The 17,809-nt window shown below is 39.8% G+C and carries 18 protein-coding genes; 5 read left to right on the forward strand and 13 right to left on the reverse strand.

Annotated features, from left to right (window positions below; translation table 11 throughout):
- Positions 1-802: 802 nt before the first annotated feature.
- The 3 genes from OIM59_RS06475 to OIM59_RS06485 all read left to right on the forward strand — a co-directional run bounded on the left by OIM59_RS06475 (position 803) and on the right by OIM59_RS06485 (position 2,877).
- Positions 803-1,390: a metallophosphoesterase gene (locus OIM59_RS06475; RefSeq protein ID WP_204482260.1), complete on the forward strand. Its 588-nt coding sequence runs from the start codon at positions 803-805 to the stop codon at positions 1,388-1,390.
- Between the two features lies 1 nt (position 1,391).
- Complete coding sequence (locus OIM59_RS06480) at positions 1,392-2,162, forward strand: metallophosphoesterase (protein ID WP_303895774.1); 771 nt, start codon at positions 1,392-1,394, stop codon at positions 2,160-2,162.
- A 409-nt stretch (positions 2,163-2,571) separates the two neighbouring features.
- Positions 2,572-2,877: a helix-turn-helix domain-containing protein gene (locus OIM59_RS06485; RefSeq protein ID WP_004326370.1), complete on the forward strand. Its 306-nt coding sequence runs from the start codon at positions 2,572-2,574 to the stop codon at positions 2,875-2,877.
- Positions 2,878-2,932: 55 nt separating this feature from the next.
- On the opposite strand, the gene OIM59_RS06490 is transcribed toward OIM59_RS06485, so the two are convergent.
- The 12 genes from OIM59_RS06490 to OIM59_RS06545 all read right to left on the reverse strand — a co-directional run bounded on the left by OIM59_RS06490 (position 2,933) and on the right by OIM59_RS06545 (position 14,650).
- A complete protein-coding gene (locus OIM59_RS06490; RefSeq protein ID WP_303895776.1) occupies positions 2,933-3,715 on the reverse strand; it encodes a PRTRC system ThiF family protein in 783 nt (260 codons plus the stop codon).
- Positions 3,712-4,413 (reverse strand): PRTRC system protein B, encoded by a 702-nt coding sequence (locus tag OIM59_RS06495; protein WP_303895778.1) that lies wholly within the window; start codon positions 4,411-4,413, stop codon positions 3,712-3,714. The genes OIM59_RS06490 and OIM59_RS06495 overlap by 4 nt, the downstream gene beginning before the upstream one ends.
- Before the next feature lie 5 nt (positions 4,414-4,418).
- Positions 4,419-5,528, reverse strand: a complete 1,110-nt coding sequence (locus OIM59_RS06500) for a peptidase (RefSeq protein ID WP_303895780.1) — start codon at positions 5,526-5,528, stop codon at positions 4,419-4,421.
- Positions 5,529-5,564: 36 nt separating this feature from the next.
- A complete protein-coding gene (locus OIM59_RS06505) occupies positions 5,565-5,786 on the reverse strand; it encodes a PRTRC system protein C (RefSeq protein ID WP_120381628.1) in 222 nt (73 codons plus the stop codon).
- Positions 5,787-5,831: 45 nt separating this feature from the next.
- Positions 5,832-6,854, reverse strand: a complete 1,023-nt coding sequence (locus OIM59_RS06510) for a PRTRC system protein E (RefSeq protein WP_303895782.1) — start codon at positions 6,852-6,854, stop codon at positions 5,832-5,834.
- A gap of 18 nt (positions 6,855-6,872) precedes the next feature.
- Positions 6,873-7,082, reverse strand: coding sequence for a hypothetical protein (locus OIM59_RS06515; protein WP_235303709.1), 210 nt, complete (start codon positions 7,080-7,082; stop codon positions 6,873-6,875).
- A 22-nt stretch (positions 7,083-7,104) separates the two neighbouring features.
- Positions 7,105-7,320 carry a hypothetical protein gene (locus OIM59_RS06520; RefSeq protein WP_204482272.1) on the reverse strand — a complete coding sequence of 72 codons (216 nt, stop codon included), beginning with the start codon at positions 7,318-7,320 and terminating at the stop codon, positions 7,105-7,107.
- A gap of 292 nt (positions 7,321-7,612) precedes the next feature.
- Positions 7,613-9,382, reverse strand: coding sequence for a DNA topoisomerase (locus tag OIM59_RS06525; RefSeq protein WP_303895786.1), 1,770 nt, complete (start codon positions 9,380-9,382; stop codon positions 7,613-7,615).
- Between the two features lie 75 nt (positions 9,383-9,457).
- A complete protein-coding gene (locus tag OIM59_RS06530; protein ID WP_303895788.1) occupies positions 9,458-9,718 on the reverse strand; it encodes a DUF4099 domain-containing protein in 261 nt (86 codons plus the stop codon).
- Positions 9,719-9,772: 54 nt separating this feature from the next.
- Positions 9,773-11,590: a DUF3945 domain-containing protein gene (locus tag OIM59_RS06535; RefSeq protein ID WP_303895790.1), complete on the reverse strand. Its 1,818-nt coding sequence runs from the start codon at positions 11,588-11,590 to the stop codon at positions 9,773-9,775.
- A gap of 653 nt (positions 11,591-12,243) precedes the next feature.
- Positions 12,244-13,311 (reverse strand): PAS domain-containing sensor histidine kinase, encoded by a 1,068-nt coding sequence (locus OIM59_RS06540; protein ID WP_303895791.1) that lies wholly within the window; start codon positions 13,309-13,311, stop codon positions 12,244-12,246.
- A 4-nt stretch (positions 13,312-13,315) separates the two neighbouring features.
- Complete coding sequence (locus tag OIM59_RS06545) at positions 13,316-14,650, reverse strand: sigma-54 dependent transcriptional regulator (RefSeq protein WP_303895793.1); 1,335 nt, start codon at positions 14,648-14,650, stop codon at positions 13,316-13,318.
- Between the two features lie 459 nt (positions 14,651-15,109).
- On the opposite strand from OIM59_RS06545, the gene OIM59_RS06550 reads away from it, so the two are divergent.
- A complete protein-coding gene (locus OIM59_RS06550) occupies positions 15,110-16,252 on the forward strand; it encodes a TolC family protein (RefSeq protein WP_303895794.1) in 1,143 nt (380 codons plus the stop codon).
- Here OIM59_RS06550 and OIM59_RS06555 read toward each other — a convergent pair.
- Complete coding sequence (locus OIM59_RS06555) at positions 16,242-17,405, reverse strand: IS4 family transposase (RefSeq protein ID WP_303895795.1); 1,164 nt, start codon at positions 17,403-17,405, stop codon at positions 16,242-16,244. The two genes, OIM59_RS06550 and OIM59_RS06555, sit on opposite strands and share 11 nt — an antisense overlap.
- A 115-nt stretch (positions 17,406-17,520) precedes the next feature.
- Here OIM59_RS06555 and OIM59_RS18705 point away from each other — a divergent pair, with 115 nt between their 5' ends.
- Positions 17,521-17,781, forward strand: coding sequence for a TolC family protein (locus OIM59_RS18705; RefSeq protein ID WP_369695918.1), 261 nt, complete (start codon positions 17,521-17,523; stop codon positions 17,779-17,781).
- Positions 17,782-17,809 lie beyond the last annotated feature (28 nt).

The following is a 17,809-nucleotide window of genomic DNA, read 5'->3' on the forward strand; positions in this document are numbered from 1 at the left end:
TTTAAGCTAATTAAAGCTATGCAAGCAACTCCAATTAATAACAAATATACGAATAATACATTATAATTTTACAAAATATTGCCACATATAATGTTATAAAATCCATATATATCGTTTTACTGAACAAGGAGGAAGATAAAATCAATTTTCCCCTTTATTTTATTTAGTCTTACTTTATTTAATGTATGTTAATATGTAGGTAAAATAAAGTTACTTTGACCAGATATTACCGTGTGAAAAGACAACCTTAATTATCAAGGTTGCATTGTATCCTGAAATTAGTACTAAGTGGAGATGCTATAAGTTCTCACAGTACACGGCTAAGCGTACAAAAGGTATATGTGTATGCATTGTGGACCCTGTTATTTGCTTCATATAGGCTTTTCTCTAAAAAAATTGCTGTTTCTCAAGAAAATACGTAATTTTGCGCCGTCAATTGAATAAAAATATAAAGTTTACAATGCTGCAAAGAAGAATGAACAATTGGAACACCGTATCAGATCGAGGCATAAAATGCTTTGAGAGAATGGTGCATGTCCATACTTTGGGCATTGGAGCATTCTATACTTTTGGAGACATTTTCCGACTAACGTTTGATAAACGATTGGGGATACGATGAGGCTGGTATCCCGTTGAAATGATAAATGAAAACCGTCGGAAAGTCCTTACCAAACTTTTCGACGGTTTTTATTATGTGCCTGCTGGTGACGTTCGCACGATGCGCTCTTCTCGTCAATTCCGTCCACAGGCAGAATTATAACGTATTATTAACCGCGCAGTGATGCGCATGAATAAAAAGATTATGAATTATAAATTTGACGGAAACAGGGTGTTCTTTACATCCGACACTCACTTCAACCACACCAATATCATCAGGTTCTGCAATAGGCCTTTCAAGGATGTATCGCACATGAATGAAACGATGATTTCCAACTGGAACCGCGTGGTCGGCCCGGAGGATATCGTGTTTCACTTGGGCGATTTCTGTCTGGGAGGTTCTGCCGAATGGATAAATGTACTGAACAGGCTAAACGGGAAAATATACCTTATTTCCGGCAACCACGACATCAAGAACCTGAGGCAGAATTACACGAGATACTTCGAGCATATAGCAATGCAGATGTATATCGAGGTCGATAAACAGAAGATTTATCTGAATCATTGTCCGTTCCTTTGCTATGGCGGCTCATACAATGGCACCTGGCAGCTTTTCGGACACGTGCATACCAGTAGGAACAATACCGGAAAGGATGCACCTCGGCTGAGTATGCTTCTTCCTACACAATATGATGTCGGAGTGGACAACAACGATTTCACTCCGGTCTCATTTGCGCAGGTGAAGGCAATCATCGGGAAACAGATTGAACAATCAAGGAAAGGAGAACAATAAGATGAGAATACAATACATGAGTGATCTGCACCTAGAATTTCCGGAGAATAGCATGTTTCTGAAACAGAATGAGATACCAGTAACTGGTGAGATTCTGGTATTAGCCGGTGATATATTCTATCTGAAGGATAAGATTGCCCCACGGGCAAAGTTTTGGAAATGGGCATCTGAGAACTATAGGCAAGTCTTGATTGTTCCCGGTAACCATGAGTATTACAATTATTCGGATGTAATGGAGCGTGGCTTACAATGGAAATGGATGTTACGTAAAAACGTGGGATATTATCAAAATCAGGTCGTAAGTATAGACGATACCGATTTTGTTTTAAGTACGCTATGGTCGCGAATCAATCCGAGCGATGAGTATTTCGTGTGGAAAGGCATGAACGATTTCCGACAGATAAAATATAATGGGAAATTGCTCCAGACAGAAGAGTATAATGAGATGCACGAAGTTTGTATCAGTTTTATCCGGAAAAGTATCATGGAAAGTAAGGCAAGGCATATTATTGTTGTAACACATCATTTGCCTACCTTTCAGGTTGTAGCACCTTATCATAAAGGTTCTTTACTGAATAGTGCCTTTGCAAGTGAATATGGAAACTTGATCTGTGATAACCGGATTGATGCATGGATATATGGACATTCACATACAAATATTGACTCAGAGATTGGTGGTACTAAATTACTGTCCAATCAGATGGGATATATTTTCCAAAACGAGCATTTAGAGAATGGATTTGATTCTGGTAAATATATTGAAATAGGATGAAAATTTAACTACTAATCCATTCTTAAACTGTTTTCAGTAAAAAGTTAGGCTTTATATTTCATACTTTGATACATGAAATATAAAGCCTATTTTGTAAAGTATATTAAAGCTGAATGAGTAGGAGGGGTATATAAAGCTATTAGTAAATCTCTCCTAAAAGATTAGTTTTAAAGTATAATAAGTAGTCATTATAGAAATGTAAACTTGATAATAGCCATGTTTTAAATAGTTTACACTTTCGGTTTACAACAAAAAATCGGGATGTTAATTATATACCTGATTGACAGCTGTATACAAAATGGTTTGATCTTCTTTATCTGTTTGGCATGTTATTCTCACTATTATGAGTATATACTCTTGAGTGCGCACAACGGGAGTATCGATTTATTCACTTAATAACATTGGAATTATGTCATACATAGATAATGAGATACTCGAAAGACTTATAGGAACCATGGTAGAGGGATTTGCCCGCATTGAAAAGAAATTGGACCAAATGAACCGTCTGAAAGAATGTATGAATGGGGATAAACTGCTTGATAATGTGGATCTGGCAGAACTCCTTGGTGTGTCACAAAGAACTTTGGCACGTTATAGGCAAGAGGGCAAGATTAAATATTACTCGGTGGAAAAGAACGGGAAATCATTCTATCTCGCCTCAGAGATACAGAGTTTCCTGCTCCAACGTGGTAAGAACGTAGTAAATAATAAGTAGCAAATAGAATAAGTGACCGTATTCTGATGGAAAGATGATACGGTCACTTCCGTCATTATACCGGAATTGCGGTCATTTTCAGTGTATCCAGATTGACATAGACACCGCGATACAGTGTCTTTCCTTCCTTGAACATTTTCCAGAGCAGATCACATCCGATATGTGCCAGTGTGGAGTTAATGAACAAATCCTGTTTTTCCAGGGCTTCCGCCAGTGAACAGCTCGGCCCCGATTCATTTTTCTTGATTTTTGCATAGTCCACTTCCTCGGTGATGACATTCATTTTAGGCATGGGAATGTATTCCTGTGAAGAAGGTTGGAGAACTTTCTCACGTACCGTCCCGATGATGACCTGTCCTTTTGTTTGGCTGTTCCCGAAATCCATCCAGTATATGGGAGCCGAATGGTCACTGAAGTTTTCTTTGCGGACTTTCTTCAGGAACTTCCAAAGCGTAAGACGTGAGCGTATATTGTCCGTACAGGTTATGATGATATTGGCTGTACTATTGTCAGAAAAGTTCCTGGTGGGGAAGCATTGCGGTTCGGCAGTCCATGCGTATCCGAAGAAACGGTTGATGCGTGTGACAAGTGATACGGCCTTGTTCAGTCCCAGTTCCGTCTCACTGAAAAGCTGACGTCCTATATTGGCCTGGCTTACTGTGTCGGGATCGAATACGGTGACATGCAGTCCGGGATGGCCTAATGCCTGAAGTGCCATGCTCATGCGTGCAAGATTGGTTATCACTTGTGAGCCGGTACCTCCTGCTCCGATGACGAATACCGTTACCGGATGACGCGGATTGAGCAGGTAGCGGTCGGTAAAATGTATCTTTTTCATGGAAGTATGTCTTTAAGTTTTTTATTCATGGGCTTGAGTTCGTTCATGTCGAACGGATTGTTTCTTATGTTCTCGGTAACGATGACAAGATTTGAAACGGTAGGATTCACATTTCCTCCCAGATGGGAGAATTCAGTCAGCCAGAACCGTTTTTCCCAGTATTCCAGCAGGGAAAGGAAAGTCGGGTTCTGTGGCTTTTCCAAAGAACTGCTGCCAAGGCATACACTTGATCCGGTCACGTTGAAGAACGGGGCACGGAACAGCGGAGTCGTCTCCACCGGACGTTTTCCCTTGAAGGCGAATACGTCCATGCTTCCGTTTTTTACATGGTAGACAATTCCCGGTAGATTGAATGTGCCGTCCTGTATATTGAGATCCTTGTGAAAGAACATCTGTCTCTTTCCGGGCGGATTGTACCATATATATTCTTCCTGTCCTTTTCTTGGATTGCAGGCCAGCATGTTTTCGGGGACTCTGCCTGCCGGTATCCCGCTCATTTCCTCCGTATAGGATTCCAGCAGGGTATTCATGAATTCGTATGTGACGGGGATACCTGCCCCCATCTGTCCGCTTTTCCCGATGGGACGCAATTCTATGAAGTACCTGGTGTCAGAATTTCTTCTGTCTTCATATTTGTAGGCTATGATAGCAGCTTTCGGCACCATCATTTTCTGTATGTTTTGGGTCAGTTCATTCATGATGTTTATAAATTATAGGTAACATGTTCTACAAATTTCTCAAACCATTTTGAGAACCGTTCCGGATAATTCTCTGGTCTGAACAGTTTTTCAGTTTCCGGTGTGATGAAGGTAAATGATACGGGAGTCTGGTTATATGTTTCCTGACAGTCAGTACTGAAACAGCTTTCCATGTCTTTGGTAACCGTATCCGTAATGGAATAGGTAAGCAGAATCTGATATTCGAGCGGTGGCGGTTCAAAATCCCTTTCCTTTTCACTTGCATAATCATAGTCATAATTCAAGATATGAGGACTATCCTTTGCAATCAGGGACATCCCTTCAGTAATCAGTTCCAAAAGTCTTTTTTCCTTATTGCTGGAAGGATTACAGTTTCGGATATGTTCTTCCAGATTCCGGCAAAAAGCCTTGGAGTACATCCGGCACAGTTTTCTATGGATTCTCCCTTTTCCGTATGACTTGAAGAGCTTGTCCTTTCTGTAAAGGTCCTTTTTCTCTTCCTCATCAAGCTGTTCAAAGTCCACACACTCAATACAAACTTCAGACATATCGTAATATGGGGTACTGGTTATATCCAACATCCTGTGATACTTGATGAACCGTCTGATGAACTCCAATGTAATCTTTTTAATTTCACCTTTCAGTCTTTCCGTAAAATCTATCGGTATCAGGAACAGGGTGTAATCAGGCCATTCATGGAAATGATAGATACAGAACTGGAGCCTTTCACCGACAAGTTCCAGATTTACATGATGAGATACTATGGAATCCAGCGCATTATATAGCAGGCATATTTTTTCTCTTATGGAAGTCCTGCCTGTAGGATGGTATGGCAGCTCCACATCCAGGAGCTGCGCATACTTCATGGCTGAACGGTACAGGAAATCAAGATTCTCTTTGGTGGTGACATTTACCGTTACATCCCTGTCATTCTCCATATACAGGTCGGGAGCGATGGAAGGTATTCTCGTGTTCAGAAAACCATGAGGCTTTCTGCGGGAGGGAGTCTTCTTTTCTTTCTGTTCCTGATGCCCCGGCTTATGTCCGTATTTTCGAGTTCCGATATGATGAGTCTGGCTAAATTTTCCAAAGCCCGTTCCGTAAGTTGTGTACATGGTTTCTTGTCTTTACGTTGTCCTTTTTTCATGTCCTTACCCTTTCACTCCGATGGTTGTCTTGAATTCATATACCGCCCGGTCGTCCTCGATTTCGGGTCCGTGTACGGTCGCGGTGGTCAGTTCCGGATAGTTCATGGAATAGAAGTCCATCACTTCAGCCGGAGACATGTTTACGTTCGGATCGTCCAATACGATTTCCTGACTGTTCTTCTTCATTTTGAAGAGTCTTTTCATTCCTTTAATTTCCAGTGCCATATTGTTTATAGTTTATTGGTTTTACAAATCATTTATTTTTATATATCAGCAGTATATCATTTCTACCTGTGCCTCGTCCTTCATTCGGTACTCGGCCGGAAAATCCAGATATTCCGCATACGGGTCCTCTCTTAGAAGCTCCCTGTCATTTTCGTCTTCCGGATCGAAGCAGAATGTATCATGGGCTGCCGGTGCAGTCTGGTATTCCCGTCCGTTTCCGTTCTGTACTTGTACCGTTCCGTTCGGTATATGTCCGTTTGTCGGTTGCCGTACCTGCTGCTGCGGATAGGGCTGCATTGTAGCTCCTTGTGGCATACCTGTTCCTTGCATCACGGGGCGGTTTGGAGTAGGTTGGATAAATGCTCCGTTCGTTCCATATACCGGTTGAGGCATTTCCTGTGGAATCTGTTGTGGAGCAGGCTGCATGACAGGTTTAGGATTTATAGTATGGGTTTGTTGCTCCGGGAATATGCTTGTTTGCATACCGGGCTGTGGCTGACCGTTCATGCTGCCTTGTGGTTGGGGAATTACCGGCGCCGGTTCCTCTGTCATACCGAACAGACTTCCTTCGCTGGCCTGTTTCTGTACTTCCTGCATCTTTTCGTCAATCTCCTTCTGTTTTTCTGAAGAAGCCAGCACCCGTGCCTGTTTCAGCCATGTCATTGCTTCGGAGAACCTTTTTGCGGTAGTTGCATCATCAGCCTTCTTGAGGAGCTTTTCCATCTTTTCACGTTTTTCCCTGGCTTCCTTTGATTCAGCCGATACTGTTGGAGTTTTGGATGATTTGGCCTGTGATGTAGCCTTTTCTGCCTGTTTCTCGAAATTTTCCGCATTGACAAGCAGTCCCTGTACCTTCTGTATCGGTTGTAGTATCGTCTGCAGGAAGCCCATATCCAGTTCTGCTGGTGTTCCGTTTACGACCAGTGGCACCATGTTTTGCCGCGTATCCTCTTTCAGGCTGTTCCGCCTTGGCATGACTGCCACACTCAGGCTGTTATCCACTTTACGGATATTGATATTCAGATCCGTACCTGCTGTAATCATCTGATAAATTGATTGAAAAAACATAATTAAAAAATTTTATGGTTATACATAAGTTTCCTTGAAGAATTCTTTCAGGACATTCTCTCTGTCAGGATTGCTGGAAATATCACGCAGAGATTCCAGATAGTAGCCGATGTTTTTAGGCTCATCAACTGTATTGGGCAGACGTCTTTTGACCGGTTTGATATGTTCGCTCTGTGGCCATACAGCCGGCATGACAGGAGCTTGTGAAGTTATAGCAACTGTTTCCATATATGTATATTTATATTGGGGGTTATGCGACAAATAATCCTACAATGAACAGAAGAATAAGAATCTTGAAAATCATGACCAGTATCCTGAACAGGAAACCGATGAACCCTCCTGCAAGCAACAGCAGCGTAATCATCCCAGTGGGGACAATCCCTTTGCTTGTCAGCAGACATATTCCGGTAATCAGGAATATCGCTGTTGCATGTCTGCCGATCTTTCTGATAATCTGTAGTTTCATAATCCTTAATTTTATGAATGAATAATCCCATCGGGATGTGTTTTCCCGATTTTATAGGCCTCCGGCCTCTTGGATTGCCTTTTTGCGCAAGGCCTGGCAGGAAAAAATACCGGAGCGTAGCGAGGATGATTTTTTCCTGACCAGCCAAGCCCTTCAGGGCAGCCTTGCGGCAAAAGGCAGGCAATCCAAGACCTTTGCCGCTTAAAAGCGGAAAAACAGATTCTTTTCTGTACGGATACAAAAAAATGCAGACCTTTCGGCCTGCATTCTTATAGTTATATTGATATGGATGTTATTCTTCTTTTGTGGAATAGGTGTTGAAAATGTCATCAGTCATTTCCTTGGCGAGAGTCCTGATCCTGTTCAGGAAGTCCTGTCTGGTTATCATTCCACTTTCAAGTCTGGTCAGCTGTTTTTCCCAGTCTGCGGTGAGTGAAGTATCCGCAATTTTCTTTCCACGGATGGTTTCGTAGGTGAACATGCCTTTCGGAGTCGGAATGATATATCTCCCTGAATAACGGATATACTTACGGTTAACCAGTGTGCGGATGATATTGGTACGTGAGGATACCGTACCCAATCCTTTCTGTTCCATGTATTCCACCAGTTCTGCATCCGTGAACGGATTTACCGGTAGCTGTTTCTTGTGTATCAGGTTACATCCGCATACATTCAGGGTATCACCTTTCTCCACTTTGGGGAGTTCATTTACGGAATATCCCGATTTTGGGACCATGTCGGAATGCATGAAAACGTCATGCCAGCCGGCTTCAATGATTCTTGTTTGTTCGGCCTTGAAATGTTGTGCCGCACAAACCGCTTCAACATTTGTCGTTTCTATGCGGCATGGAGCCATGAATGCTTCAAGCATCCTTCCGGCTACAAGTCTGTAAACCTGCATTTCCTTTTCGGACATATTTCCGGGACGGACACCTGTAATGATGATGGCATGATGTACATTGTTTTTTTCTGCGTTTATTACGTGGCGGGACAAATTGGATATATCAATACCTCCAGTTCCTTTAGCTGCAGGGAACAGCTCCCATGATAGCAGACGCGCCATGATTGGTGGAAACGAGTCAAACACATCCTCCGTCAGATAACGGCTGGAAGTCCGCGGATAGGAAATCAGTTTCTTTTCATAAAGGGACTGGGCGATGTCGTACACCTCTGATGCGGTAAAACCATAGCGGATGTTCGCTTCCTTTTGAAGTTGTGTCAGGTCAAGCAGGTCCGGTGGAAGTATTTCCTTAACGCTGTGACTGATACCTGTAATCTGTGCCTGATGTGCCAGCTTGCAGTCCTGAAAAAACATTGTTGCGGATTCTTTGTCGGGAAGATCCTGTGTGCGGCGCATCTTGAAGAGGATGCCGTCCTTTTGCAGGCTGATGTAGATGGGCCAGCTGTCCGATGAAATATGGTTCTCCCTTTCACGGTAGCGTCTGCTGATGGCTGCCAGTATCGGTGTCTGTACCCGTCCGAGGGAATTGTTGCCGAGGCCCGTCGCCTTGCACATGGCATAACTGGCGTTGATTCCGAGAATCCAGTCCGCCTTGTTGCGGCTGTCGGCAGCAAGGAACAGGCTGTCGTAGCAACTGTCCGGCTTCAGGTTTTCCATGCCTTTACGCACAGACTTGTCGGTAAGAGAAGAAATCCACAGACGGAAGCAAGGCTGTGTACAGTTTAGGTATTGATAGACATAGCGGAAAGTCATTTCCCCGTCACGGCTGGCATCGGTAGCCGCAATGATGGTATCGCATGCCTGAAACACTCTCTCGATTACTTTAAGCTGGAGCACGGCATCAATCTCTGGTATCCATCCGTTCTCGGTGCGTGTATGACGTACCATCAGCTCAAATTCGGACGGGATGAAAGGAAAATCGTTTCGTTCCAGCTTCTGGGTTCCGTAGTCCTTCGGCATGGCCAGTGACAGCATGTTCCCGAAAGTCCACGTAACCATGTAGCCGTTTCCTTCCACATATCCGTTTCTTACTTTGGTTGCACCGATGATTCTTCCAATTTCTTTTCCTACACTTGGTTTGTCTGTTAATATGGCAATCATGATAAATTCTGTTTTTATATCTTTCCATACGGACTTACCGTATGGAAAGAGAGATGATACATTATGGTTTCTTATTTATTCACCTGAAGGGTTGATACCGTTTATGCTGATGACCGGATTTCCATTCTCGTCTTCAATCAGACTGAGTGTGGCATCCATTGTAAGTGAAAATACAGGAGTCTTGATTTTAATGGACATGACATTGGTTTCCTCTCCCTGAAGGAGCAGGTCCATGTTTCCGTCCTTTTCAATTTGCGATCTGCTGATACCTACCGATTCCAGTTTTTCCCAGTCGACTTGTTCAGCCTTGTAGATATGATGATTGGTCTTGTTCATGTTCTTTCCTTTTTTTAGTAGTTGATGATTTGAATGATTTGAATCCCGTTCAGGTCAGACAGCCTGTTTGGCACCTTTTTTCTGTTCCTGCTGCTGGGTATTGTCAGTCTGTGAAGCACGCTGTGAGGTATTACGGCGCACATCCGGATTTTCCTGGAAATATTGCAGCTGTCCGGTGTTTGCGTTTACTTTCAGATAGGAATCGAACGGTTTGCCGTTGGGACCTTTCATACCCGTTACAAGGATGGCCTTTCCGTCCTGAAGATTTGCTCTTTCCTGTGCCGAAAGCAGGTGTCCGTAAACCTCAGCCGGGATGGCCGGTGCCTGTCGTTCGTTGAAACCGTCCGGAGTTCTGGAATACTGTGGTCTTCCGCTTGCCAGGTCCAGCTTGACGAATGACGAGAATTCCTCACCTTTACGGTTGATCATGTTCTCCAGATAGATAGGCTGCCCTTTGCGTAAAGCTTCCTTGTCTTCCGGTGTCAGTTGTACCGAACAGATTTCCTTTGGTATGTAGATTTCTCCCGTTTCCGGATTGTGGCGTGTATATTGGAGACCGCCTGTTACCTTATCCATGGTGACGAAGGAGGAAAACAGTTCGCCGTTCTTTCGTTTCATATCCTCTACAAGGATGGTGTGGCCTTCGTTCAACGCTTTGAGTTGCATGGGGGAAAGCGGTACACCGCCAAGCGTCTGCTGATTGAAGGCCTGGTCTTTCGGGAAGATAAATTCGATGCCTCTTCTTTCCGCACTGTATTGCAGATTGGCATTAAACTCTTTACCCTGATTTGACTTCATTCCCTCCACGAATATCTGTTCACCGTTTTTCAGTTTCTGAATTTCGTCCGGAGTCAGGGTTACCCCTTTGATTTCATTCGGAATATAGACATGCTCCTGTCGGACGGCTACCAGTTCGTTGGTATTCTTGTCGATGGAAATCAGACACGGCTCTGTCGTGTTGCCACGCAGGTTAAGGTCAGCCACGCGTCCCATGTTTCCACTTTCACGCAGGTTCTTCTTGTCCTCTTCCGTGAAGATATGTCCGAAATAAGGACGGTCCAGTTCCGGTTCCTTTCTGATACCGTGGATGCCCAGCATGACCTGCCCGCCGTTGGATATGAACGAAAGGCGTGCATCCAGCTTGGCGGTCAGTACTCCAGGAATGTTGAGTGTCAGTGGCATGGTTCTGTTGGTCTTGTATCCTTTCAGCATGCTGTCAAGCTGTCCGGACTGCTCCAGCATTTCCTTGGATATGCCGAACTTACCCAGTTCCTCCCAGTTAATCATATTCTCGTTGTAGCGGTACGTGGGTGTCTGCTGGCGTTGCGGTTCCTGCTGTTCGCGCCCCCGTGCGGCAGCTTCCACCTGTGATACCTGTTCAGGCTGAGCCTGAGTTGTCTGTTCCTGCTTCTTTGCCATTGTTGTTTCCTCCTCTTTTGTTTGACTGTTTTTTTGATTGTTTACTTTCGGTACGATTTCATAGCGTTTTAGAAACTCCTTTACCGTGTCTGTTTTCTTGCCTTCGGCCAGGTCCTTGAGAGCCTGTTTGTTCTGCTTGTAATCGTTGAAGGTCATGCGGATAAGCCTGAAATGCGTAGGCTCTTTCAGCTGGCTCCAGAAATTCTTGATGAAGTTTTCGAGGATACTTGAATTCTTATCGAATTTCAGGAATGAGTTTTCATTCTTCTCTTCCGGTGTAACCGTCTGATAATTGCCTTTCTCGTCTGCCTTGATGACCACTCCCAAACCCTCCTTGGGGTCGTTCTTGTTATGTACCAGCAGAAGCTCGTCAATTTGTTCCACATAAGGCTTTTCCGGTTTCTTTGTCCGGCCTTGCCTTTTTCCCTTGTCTGGACTGTTTTCTTGTGCCATAATCTTTTGTTTTGAGTGACTACTTGATTTGTTTCACAGTCCAAATGTAAGATGATAAATTGAGTAAACAATTGATTTACAAATAGATGACATTAGATGTCATCAGGTATCATCAAATGTCATACGAAGGATAGAAAAGAACGGGAACAGAGGAAAAAGAAAGAAAAGAAAGAAAAGAAAAAGGATTTGATGTAGGAGTAAAAACATAGCGAAGCAACCTGACTATGCAGATCGGAGGGAGCTGAAATCCCTGTCTTATTTCGGAATTTGATAAGCAGGCAATGTTTTATTATTGAGGAAGGTGGATTTTCTCAGTATTTGTGAGGTCATATATGGAATATAAGGATAGCCGCCTTTGATTTACGGCTATGCGTCACGTCGGTCGCAGTTAATCCCTGTAATCTTTCCTTTAATTCTAATCCGTTTGCCGCCGCATTCTTTTTCAGGTGAATTTTCATGGCGTAAGCCATAAGGAAAATTCTCCTGAAAAAAGGAATAAATGCGGCTGGCAAATTAGGATTGGGATTTATCTTTGATGAAGGGATAACTGAGATATTAGTACTATTGTGCAATATAGTTTTTCACAAAAAATATATTTGGCACTGAGCCTTTTTAATATTTGTATTCTTATAATTGTTAATTTATTTTACATGTTAAATATACTTTGGGTTATAGTTTAATGGTAAAGAGATTGTAAATGAGGTTTCATGAAAAGGTTGAGATTTTACAGATAACTCCCCACCATGCATACGTATAATTTGTCTGGAAAGACTTAGCCCTATACCCGTTCCATCCTTTTTTGTTGTAAAAAAAGGAATAAAAATATCTTCAAGCAAATTAGATGGGATACCAGAACCATTGTCTGTTATTTTTATAAATAGAATCATTTCTTGAATATATACTTTAATGTGTATTTCTCTTTCAGATTGCTCTGTTAGCGCTTGTATGGAGTTTTTTAATAGATTTATTAAAACTTGCGATAACATATTTTCATCTGCATAAATTTGTATTTGCGGTTGAAAAAAGTCTGTAGAAAACCTTATCTGTTGTTGCTGTAAAATTTCTTGATATAATATCTGAATGTTTTCTATCAAATCTGTTAAGGAGAAATATTTAAATTCAGGTTGCTTTAATCCTGAATATTGTCTATATGATTCTGTAAAATAAATCAAATTTTGTCCTTGGCTTTTAATGGTCTCTAATCCACGTATTGTTTTTTCAATAGTAAGTTCTGTAATATCTTTTGTACTTTTTGAAACGTGTTTAATCTGAAAATAAGAAAGAAGGGTTTCTGAGAGTGAGACAATTGGAGTGATAGAATTCATTATTTCATGGGTTAATACTCGCATAAGTTTTTCCCAAGATTCATATTCTTTTTGATGTAATTTACGCTCGAACTCGATCTTTTTATGTTCTGACATTAAAGTATATACTCTATTAAAAGATGCATATAAATATCGTTGTTCTTTGGATCCAATATTTTCTGGAAAGTAAAGCATGGATTCATTATCTTCTATAGAATCAAAAAAAAATTTCATTTTCCGATTATAAGAATTCAGGTAATAAACAAGTCTTCCAATAAGGCCAAAAGCTATTAGAATCGTAATTGTTCCTAGTATTATAGCTTTTCTTGAAATAATACCTACAAGTCCAAGTCCAAGTGTAAAGACTATGAGTAATACAAATAAAAGGATGTGTATGTATAAACGAGTGCTAAACATTTAATTAAAAATTGAAACGTGTTAATTTGTTATATAATGTTTGTCTACTGATACCTAATTGTTCTGCAGTTGCTGTTAAATTTCCTGAATTTTGAGATATAGCTGCTAAAATAGCTTTTCTTTCTACTTCTTTTAAATTAGGAACTCTATCAAAAGAAAATGTATTATCTAAATGTATAGATATATCGGATGGTTTTATTATCTCTTTTTCTGCTAAGATCACAGCTTTTTCAATGGTATATTGTAATTCTCTAATATTTCCGGGCCAATTATGACTTTCCAGCTTTTGTATAGTTTTTGGATGTAAGGATAGTCCTGTCCGTTTATACAAATTAGCGTATTTTTTTAAGAAATATTCTGCAAATGTCGCTATGTCTTCTTTACGGTGTCGTAAAGGAGGAATTTCTATTTGTATAGTGTTTATACGGTAAAATAAATCCTCACGAAAATGAGCTTGCTTTACCATTTCAAGTAAATTTCGATTAGTGGCGGCAATTAATCGTATATCAATTGGAATCTTTTTATTACTGCCAAGTCGGGTTATTTCCCTATTCTGTAAAGCAACTAATAACTTTGCTTGCAATCCTAAAGATAAGTTCCCAATTTCATCAAGAAAAAGTGTACTTCCATTTGCCGCTTCAAATTTACCAATTCTACTTTCGTGTGCATCTGTAAAAGCACCTTTTTCATGTCCAAACAATTCACTTTCAAATAATGTTTCACTGATAGATCCCATATCAATATTAAACATTTCATACTGACTGCGAAGAGACAAACGATGAATCTCTCGAGCTAATACTTCTTTGCCTGTACCATTTTCACCAAAAATTAAGATGTTTGCATCTGTTTTGGCTACTTTAGTTACAAGTCTTATTATTTTCATCATCGCTGGAGAATGGCCAATAATCATTCCTGGTTCACTAGCTCCTTTAATAGAATTAGCAGGTAATTTATGTTTTGCTTCTTGTAATGTAGTTCTTATTTTTTTTATCAAGTTGTCATTATTCCAAGGTTTTAATACAAAATCTGCTGCTCCACTTTTTAATGATTTTACAGCAAGATCAATATCTCCATAAGCCGTTAGCATAATAACTGGTAATTCAGGTCTAATTTCATGTATGCGCTGGAGCCAAAACAAGCCTTCATTACCTGTATTAAAACCAACAGAAAAATTCATATCTAAAATGACTAAATCAATTATGAATTCATCTAAAATAGAAAATATCTTATTGGGATCAGATACAGTCTCTATTTTCTCAAATTCTCTTTCCAAGAGAAGCTCTAGAGAAGTTAATACGCTTTTGTTGTCATCGACAATTAGAATAGTACCAGTTTGCATATGTTCTTTTTTTAAAGGTAAAAATACCTGTTTTACAGATGTCGAACAAAAAAACGCCTAAATATTTGACACTTCAGAAATTTTATTTATGCCCCTTTCTTAATTTTTATAATTATAATGATGTTTTGGTGGAAGGATAACTAAAATAACACAAGTGGAATTATTCTTTGTGTACAAGAATTGTTTCTTGAGAAAAGACCAAATCAAAAATCCTATAATAAATATAAGTTTTTAACTGAAATTCAATCAAAATGTAAGTTTTCTGGGATTTGTGGAGTTTAAGATAAGAGCGATATGTACATACATCATTTTAGTGTCAAAAAGATAGACGTTTATACGTCAACAAATTGGACGTTTAGTTTTGTTTTTATTTTATAAATACTTAATTATCAATGTGTTAAATTAATGGCACGCAATTTGTATTATATAATGCAAATAGAATAATACAAAGTAACCGATATGAGTTTTGAAACATCTATTAGGCAATGTTTATTGATTTTTTTATCAATTTGTTATTTCGCTTTGCCTGAAATTAGTAATGCGCAATCCGAATGGACCGAATCTGAATGTATACGATATGCAATTGAGCATAATTTACGGATACAAAATAAGAAATTGGATACTAAAATTGCCAATACAGATATTATAGCTGCTTATGGTAATTTTTTACCTTCAATTAGTACTGTCAGTGTATTGGGAAAGCAATTTGGACATTCCATAGATCCATTAACCAACCAATATACTTCTGAGTCTTTTTTAGAAAATACAATCGGGCTAAATATTTCTCTTCCAGTATTTGAAGGCTTTTCGCGTATTGATAAATTGTTGTTTTATAAAATGAACAAAAAAATTAATGTGTTGTCAAGTAAAGTGGAAGAAAATAATTTGGCTTTTGAAGTTTTAGAAGCATTTTATCGTTATTCTTTCGATAAAGAAATGCACAAACTTGCAGTTGAACAACGGAAACTAAGTGAATATTATTGCAGGCAGATGATAGAATATGTTGATTTAGGAATACGTTCCCTTTCCGACTTACAAGAAGTAAAAGCGCGCTTACAATCCGATGTTTATCAAGAAACGGTGAAATCTAATAATTGCAATCTTTCTCTATTAACTCTGAAAGAACTTATGAACATTAAAGAAACTGATACATTGTCTATTGTCATCACAGAGAGTAGGATGGATATAACTGACAGTCTTTTAAACTTAAATGAACTATATTCCATTTCCGAATTAACTCTTCCAGAATATCATATTATGAATATGAAAGAAAAAGCTTCTCGTAAACTATGGTCTATGGCAAAAAGAGTTTTTTACCCTTCAATTCGTCTGGAATTTAATTTAAATACTGGATATTATAATACGGCAAAAAATAAATCTGGTGATATTATCCCCTATCGAGAACAATTAAATAATAATATGAATAGGTATATTGGAATATGCGTATCTTTACCGATATTCAATGGGTTATCTCGTTTAGAGAATATAAGAAAAGAAAAACTTCGTTTTCAGCAAGTACAGAATGAAAATGAACAACAACGTTTATCATTATATAAACAAATACACTACTGTCCACTAAAAATGGACAAGGTTAAAAATTAAATAAATTCGGTTCACTTGAATCATATCGGTCTTTGACATTTTTGAAATTCGATTTGTCGAACAAGTCACTGAGATGTGTTTTGTCGGTCAGAGAGATTCCGAGAATTTGGAGAACTTCATAGACGCTGCGTTCTAATTTCATATCGTGTTGGACTATTGCTACCAAACAGTAAGTAATTATCGCACAATAGATTTGTATGCGTACTGCGTTTTCCGATGTTCCCCAAAACTTCTTAATCCTGAGGTGTTGTTTTATCCATTTGAAGAACAGCTCAACACTCCATCTGTTTCGATAAAGCGATGATATTAACTCCGCAGATGCGTCAAGATTGTTCGTCAGGAAGATGTATCGTGTACCGTCTTCAGGATTCTCAACGATGAGTTTTCTAAGTTCCTCGGGGTAATCCTTAGAACTTTTATAAACCGTAAAGCATCCGATTACATCCGAAACTACACCTTCCGGCAATCTTCGTTTCCAGGTTTTAGGCTTGATCCGTACGTTTGTTTTGGCTCGTACAACGAAGAAAGCACCTATACGATTTATCGTATTAAGATTGCTGAAATCGTTATATCCGCGGTCGAATATGTAGTGCGCTCCAGATTCGTATGGTATCTCAGACATAACCTTTGAATCGTGAATGTTGGCAGGTGTAATATGCACAAATGCAGGTACTTCCGCTTCAACATCATAGAGCGTATGCAACTTTATTCCACCTTTATGTTTGCGAAATTTAGCCCATTCAAACACCGACAGGCACAAATCAACCGTTGTAGAGTCAAATGCGTAAACATGACCGTCAAGTTCGAATATTTTATTGATTCTACGCTTGCGGGCCTCGGCAATCATGAATGTTGCATACTCCTCGAAAATACGGTAATCACGTTGCTCATTAGCCTTACTGAGATTGCTTCGTGTTACAGATTTCCCGATTCCGAGATGGTAGAGTTTCCCAGCGTGTGCTTCCATAGCCACAACCAGATCTCGGAGGCTCTCTCGATTGGATAGCTGACCGAACATCATCGTAAGCAACTGATTCCAACAGGTATAGCTTTTGATATACTTGTTGCCATTGTATTTCTTCACAATGTATTTGAATTTCTCGTAATCAAGAAATTTAACTAATTGAGAGAAAACGTACTCGTCTTTAAACATAACGGTCTGATTTTGACCACAAAGTTAAATTCAAGTCTCGGGAATCTAAAATTGCCTATAACAAATTGAATTTCAATAATTTCAAAGAACTTCTATGTTTTTTTAGTGGACACTAATGAAACAAATACATAATACATATCTTTCTTTTCAATCTGCACTTAAGGAATGTCAATTAGCTAAAGAACAACTTCGTGCAGATTCTATTACATGGAAAGAAAGTGAAGAAAAATGGAGGGAGGGTATGATATCTATGTTCGAATTGTTGGAAAAACGCAATCAATACATGCGGAGTAAAGCAGAGATAATACGTACCAAACTGCAATATAGTCTTCAAAAAAGAGTGATACGATTCTATCAGGAAGGAACATTTTTGTAATAAAAATTAATTATAAAATAAAAATGAA

This window comes from Bacteroides mediterraneensis (assembly GCF_025993685.1).
Lineage (GTDB): Bacteria > Bacteroidota > Bacteroidia > Bacteroidales > Bacteroidaceae > Phocaeicola > Phocaeicola mediterraneensis_A.